At 66.8% G+C, this 5,507-nt stretch carries 4 protein-coding genes; 1 reads left to right on the top strand and 3 read right to left on the bottom strand.

Annotated features, from left to right (window positions below; all coding sequences use genetic code 11):
• Together VFP86_15065 and VFP86_15060 are read right to left on the bottom strand one after the other, a co-directional pair.
• Positions 1–559: hypothetical protein (locus VFP86_15065; protein ID HET9000957.1), on the bottom strand; the 559-nt coding region annotated here is incomplete at its 3' end.
• Positions 560–773: 214 nt separating this feature from the next.
• Positions 774–2,060, bottom strand: a complete 1,287-nt coding sequence (locus tag VFP86_15060; protein ID HET9000956.1) for an HD-GYP domain-containing protein — start codon at positions 2,058–2,060, stop codon at positions 774–776.
• A 146-nt stretch (positions 2,061–2,206) separates the two neighbouring features.
• On the opposite strand from VFP86_15060, the gene VFP86_15055 reads away from it, so the two are divergent.
• Positions 2,207–4,273 carry a S9 family peptidase gene (locus VFP86_15055; GenBank protein HET9000955.1) on the top strand — a complete coding sequence of 689 codons (2,067 nt, stop codon included), beginning with the start codon at positions 2,207–2,209 and terminating at the stop codon, positions 4,271–4,273.
• On the opposite strand, the gene ada is transcribed toward VFP86_15055, so the two are convergent.
• Positions 4,270–5,385 carry a bifunctional DNA-binding transcriptional regulator/O6-methylguanine-DNA methyltransferase Ada gene (ada, locus tag VFP86_15050; GenBank protein ID HET9000954.1) on the bottom strand — a complete coding sequence of 372 codons (1,116 nt, stop codon included), beginning with the start codon at positions 5,383–5,385 and terminating at the stop codon, positions 4,270–4,272. The genes VFP86_15055 and ada overlap by 4 nt on opposite strands.
• Positions 5,386–5,507 lie beyond the last annotated feature (122 nt).

Below are 5,507 nucleotides of genomic sequence, written 5' to 3'. Positions count from 1 at the left end.
CCCGCGGCGTCAGAAACTCCTGGACGAGCGCGACGTGGTCGATCCCGAGCGACAGCGCGCCCGACTCCGCCGCGGCTCGGAGGGCCTCAGGCGTATCGAACCGCTGCATGCCGGCCCCGCTCCCTCCGATGTTGGGCTTTACGATGACGGGGTAGCTCAAGTCCTCGGCCGCGGCCGCCGCCTGCGACGGGTGGTTGATGGCCCGGGCCCGCGGGACGGGCAGGCCGAGGCGCCGGAGCAGCAGGTACTGCGCGACCTTCGAGGTTTCCAGCGCGAACGCCTCCGACCCGTTGACGACATCGACGCCCGCCCCTTCGAGGTGGCGTAGGAACTCGCGCGTATAGGCGATGGCCTGCTCATGGCCTCGCAAGTATGCCGACGGGCTCATGCGGTTCAGCACCAGAGACCACGGCACAGCCCCGCGGTCTGGGTCAAAGGTGTGTGCGCTCATGTCGATTCGGTCGTACCGGATTCCCCGCCGGTCGAGTTCAGCAAACAGCGGGGCGAACCATGCGGGATGCTCATAGACAACGCCAATGCGAGGCGCTTCGGCCTTCATCTGGTCCTCCTAGGTTGTGAGAAATGAATGACGCGTGGAAGCGGAGGCGGACTACCTCCGCCGAGGACAGATGCACTCGCGGGGACGCTGTCTGGGGTCGCAGATCACCGGCATGCCGGATTCTATGGTACCAGATGAGTCGAGCCGGGGCAACCGAGGCAGCGCGTCGGGCGCGTCGGAGGACGCCGGCTCCGAGTTGGACCGCGGCCGATGCTTAGATGGCGTGGTGGGGGTTGGCCCGGACCGTTGGAGCGGGCTCCCTGACTCTGGCGCCGGCCTGCTCGTGCTCGAGCGCCTGCACGAACGCGTTCACGACCCGGGGATCGAACTGGGTGCGGACATGCCGCCGGAGCTCCGCAATGGCGGACGCATGGTCCAGAGTGGTGCGGTAAGGCCGGTTGGAGGTCATCGCCTCATACGCGTCCGCAACGCTGAGGATGCGGGCCTCAATCGGGATCTCCTCGCCCCTAAGGCCGTCGGGATAGCCGGTGCCGTCCCAGCGCTCGTGGTTGTGTCGAACGGCCGACTTAATCCGGCGCGAGAACGGGACGTCCTCTAGGATGTGGGCGGCGATCGCGGGATGCCGGCGCATCTGCCGGCCTTCCTCCGGGGTCAGCGCGGCCGGCTTTCGCAGAACGGCATCGGGGACGCCGATCTTGCCGAGGTCATGGAGGTACGCGGCCATCCGGATATCCTCGATCTCCTCGCTGTTCAGGCCGAGCATCCGGGCCGTCATCGCCGCGTATTCGGCGACAAGCGACGAGTGGCTCGCCGTATACGAGTCCTTGAAGTCCACCGCGCTCACCAGCGCCCGTACAGTTCCCACGAAGGCGCGGTGCAGATCCTCCCGCTGCTGGATCAACTGCCCTCCCGCCCGGTTGATGAAGAAGAACATCGAGAGATAGAGAAGCGTGAACGCGCCCGCCCACGCTTCCCAGACAAACTTCCTGATATCGGCGATCTGCGCCTGCAGCGGGCCCACCGTCCGGTAGACTTCGTACGCCCCGATGATCTCGTGCGAGCCCGGCAGCACGACCGGCGTGTAGATCTCCATCAGGCGGCCGTAGGGGCGCTCGCTTTGATTCTCCATCTTCCCGAGTGAGGTGAGATCGCTCGTCACGCGGCCCGCCACGAGCGTCTGGCGCAGATCCTCTTCATCCGCGAGCGGGAAGACCCGCCCGATGAGTGCGGGTTTGTCCGAATACACGACCTGGCCTGAGGCGTTCCAGACCTTTACACGCACGATATCCGTCCGCCCCAGGATGCCGCGGAGCCGCTGCCGCCAAGCCTCGATGCGGCCGGGGGTGGGGGGTCCGAAGTCATCGGCGGTGACCTGTGGCGTGATGACGTCCTGTACGACCTCGATGGACGTCCGGATGGCGTCCTGCACCGCGCTGTTGACCATATGATTGCCGACAACCCACCCAAGCCCGGCCGCAATGATCGCCGTGACGACGAGGCTGACGGCTGTAAACTTGATGAGGAGCGGAGAGTGGGTCATGTTCTGGTCTGTCCAAGCCCCCTCAGGATGCGGGAACGATGATACCTACCTAAGAAATCTTGCCCAGAACTTCCCCTGTTTAGACGGGAGACCGCGGCACGGCGGCTGCCGGAGGTGAAGGTCTGCGTCACGGGGAAAACATCGAGGTGGACTCCTCAAGCAAGCGGCCGATCACCCTCGAAGACCTGCTCGCGCTGAAGATCGCAGACGACCCACAGATGGCCCCAGACGGAGCACACGTGGTCTGCACGGTGACAACCGTTGACACCGAGGCCAATGGGTACCGCACCAACCTCTGGATCGTTCCCTTCGAGCGCGGCATGCCGTGGCAGCTCACGACCGCGCCGGGGCGGGATACCGGCCCGCGCTGGTCTCCGGACGGCACTCGAATCGCGTTCGTCTCAGAGCGCGGCGGCACCAAGCAGGTGTGGGTCATCCCCACCGGCGGAGGCGAAGCCCACGCCCTCACCTCTGATGCCTGTTCCCCCTCGGACCTCGCGTGGTCTCCCGATAGCCAATGGATTGCGTTCGTCGGCAAGCTCGGCGCGGAGGGGTCGCGCCAGGAGAGCGATGTCCGGGTGATCTCCAGGCTGCGCTACAAGCAGGACGGCGAAGGTCTCTGGGACGGCCGCTGGAAGCAGGTGTTCATCGTGCGGGCGGACGGCGGCGCGATCCGGCAAGTGACCGAGGGCGAACACGATCACCTCGCGCCGTCGTGGTCCCCGGATGGGACGCACCTCGCGTATGCGGGAAACGCGTCGCCGGATGCGGACCTGGCGAACACGAGCGACGTCTGGGTCGTCCCTGTCGACGGCGCCGCACCGCCGCGCCGGGTCACGCGGGGCCTGGGGCCGGTTCAGTTCCCCTCGTGGTCCCCGGACGGCACACACCTTGCGTACATTGGGCACGACAACGCCTGCTGGGATGCCACGCATCTGGGGATCTGGACCGTCCCTGCGGCCGGTGGGGCACCTGTCTGCCTGACTCGCGGGTACGATCGAAGTGTCGGGCACCACCTCGGCTCCGACATCCGGGCGCAGCCGACCTCCGGTGGGCTCACGTGGGCGCCGGACGGCGGTCGACTGTATTTCTTGGCGGCAGACGGGGGGAACACGCAGATCGCATCCAGCTCGGTGCCGGACGGTGCCGTCCGTCTCGAGACGCGTGGGGAGCACGATGTGGTTGGGTGCACGCTCGACCGTGCCGCCAGGCGGGTTGCGTGTATCGAAGGCGATCCGCTCATGCCGGGCGAGGTGGCGGTCGCCGCCCTGAGCGGTGCCGGCGCACAGACCCTCCGCCGTCTCACCGCATGGAACGCCCCCCTGCTTGACACGCTGGCCCTCACCGCCCCGGAGCGCTTCCAATGTTCCGGAGCGGACGGGTGGCCCATCGAGGGGTGGGCGATGAAGCCGGCCGGCATTGGAAAGGGCGGCCGGGGTCCGACGGTCCTGATGATCCACGGTGGTCCGCACAGCGCATACGGGAACACCTTCGTTCATGAATTCCAGCTGCTCTGCGCCGAAGGCTATGGCGTGCTCTTTACCAACCCTCGAGGGAGTCAAGGGTACGGCCAGGCTTTCGCTTCCGCGACCCACCACGACTGGGGTGGAAAGGATTATGAAGATCTCATGCGTGCACTGGATTACGCGCTGGCGACGTACGACTGGATCGATCCGGGCCGGCTCGGGGTCGCCGGAGGCAGCTATGGGGGGTTCATGACGAACTGGATTGTGGGGCACACGCAGCGTTTCCGGGCCGCGGTGGCCCTACGAAGCACCTGCAACCGCTACAGCCAGTGGGGCACCTCCGACATCGCGTACCAGAACGGACTCTGGGAATTCCCCGGTGACCCGTGGGAATCAGCCGCCTTTTATCTCGAGCGGTCGCCTATTACCTACGTGCGCCAGATGCGGACGCCCCTGTTGATCCTCCATGGCGAGAACGACTTGCGCTGCCCGATCGATCAGGCGGAACAACTCTTCGTCGCGCTCAAAAAGCAGGGCACCCCGACGCTGCTGGTCCGGTTCCCCGGTGAGAGCCATGGGCTCTCTCAGTCCGGACAGCCCAAGCATCGAATCGCGCAGCTCCGACACCTGGTGTCGTGGTTCCGCACGCACCTCCACGGGGACGCGCCCACGGCTGTGGCCGGTCCGCGGCAATACGATATGGAGAAAGCGGGGATCCCTCTCCGAGAGGGGGAAGGGCGGGGTTAGCCGGCGGACCTCGGTACCGCTTCCGCGCCCACCATGGCCCGCTCGTGGGCCAGCAGGTGTTCCTTTCGATTCATCCCCCAGCGGTATCCGCCGAGTCCGCCATCTTCCCTCACCGCTCGATGGCACGGCACCACCACCGAGACCGGGTTCGTTGCGCAGGCGCGACCGACCGCCCGCGCCGCCCGCGGGGCCCCTATGCGTTCCGCGATCTCTCGGTACGTGCGAGTTTCACCGTACGGGATCGCCCGCAGTTGCTGCCAGACCCTCTGCTGAAACGCCGTTGCCTTGACGTCCGTCGGCAGGTCGAGGTGCGGCTGCTTGCCCTCGAGGTGTCGGAGGATCGCGCCGATCCAGCGCGCGGCGCCGTTCTCCCCCCGGCGGATCTCGGCAGAGGGATACTCGCGCGAAAGGGACCCCTCGAGCGCGCGGTCGGTGTCCCCGAAGTACACCGCGCAGACGCCCCGTTCCGTCGCCGCCACGAGGAGGCGGCCGAGCGGGCAGTCCGCGATGGCATACTCGATGCGCATGCCCTGGCCGCCGCGACGGTAGACCCCCGGGGTCATCCCCAGGCGAGCCTGCGCGCGCTCGTACAAGCGGCTGCTGGATCCGTATCCCGCATCGTATAGAGCCCGTGTCACAGAGTCCCCCTCTCTCAGCCTTCCTTTGAGCCGGTCCAGCCGGTGGGCTTCCGCGTACTCGCGGGGCGTGATCCCTACGATCCGCTTAAACGTCCGCAGCAGCCGGTGCGGGCTCACCCCCACACGCCTCCCGAGATCCGTGAGCGAGAGCCGGTCATCCTTGTGCTCATCGAGGTAGTGGCATGCCTGCCGGACGACGTCGAGCCGCGGATCCGCCTGAGCGGCATCACGAGGGCGGCATCGCCGGCACGCGCGGAACCCCGCCCGCTCCGCCGCTTCGGGCGCCCGAAAGAACTGCACATTGTTGCGCCCGGGCTTGCGCGACGGGCAGGACGGCCGGCAGTAGATTCCGGTGGAGCGGACCGCGTAGACGAACATCCCGTCGGCCGCGGGATCTCTGGCCAACGTGGACCGCCAGTACACATCCTCGGATCCCCGTCCGATTTGCTGTTGCGTACTCAACGCCCGTGCCATCGTCGATCCTCCTGTCTCGACAGTACGGCAAGCCGGGCGGAAAGTCTATCCGGTTCTTGTGCCAAACTGAGAAACGCCTTATTTCCCCCTTCATCGAACTCAGGATGGCTTAGACCTCCGGG

The organism is bacterium (assembly GCA_035703895.1).
GTDB lineage: Bacteria > Sysuimicrobiota > Sysuimicrobiia > Sysuimicrobiales > Segetimicrobiaceae > Segetimicrobium.
This window is presented reverse-complemented; position numbering and strand designations above follow the sequence as displayed.

What these genes read in the sequence shown, in the direction of transcription:
- VFP86_15060 (HET9000956.1), bottom strand. Translation starts at nt 2,060, where the DNA reads ATGACCCACTCTCCGCTCCTCATCAAGTTTACAGCCGTCAGCCTCGTC.
- ada (HET9000954.1), bottom strand. Translation starts at nt 5,385, where the DNA reads ATGGCACGGGCGTTGAGTACGCAACAGCAAATCGGACGGGGATCCGAG.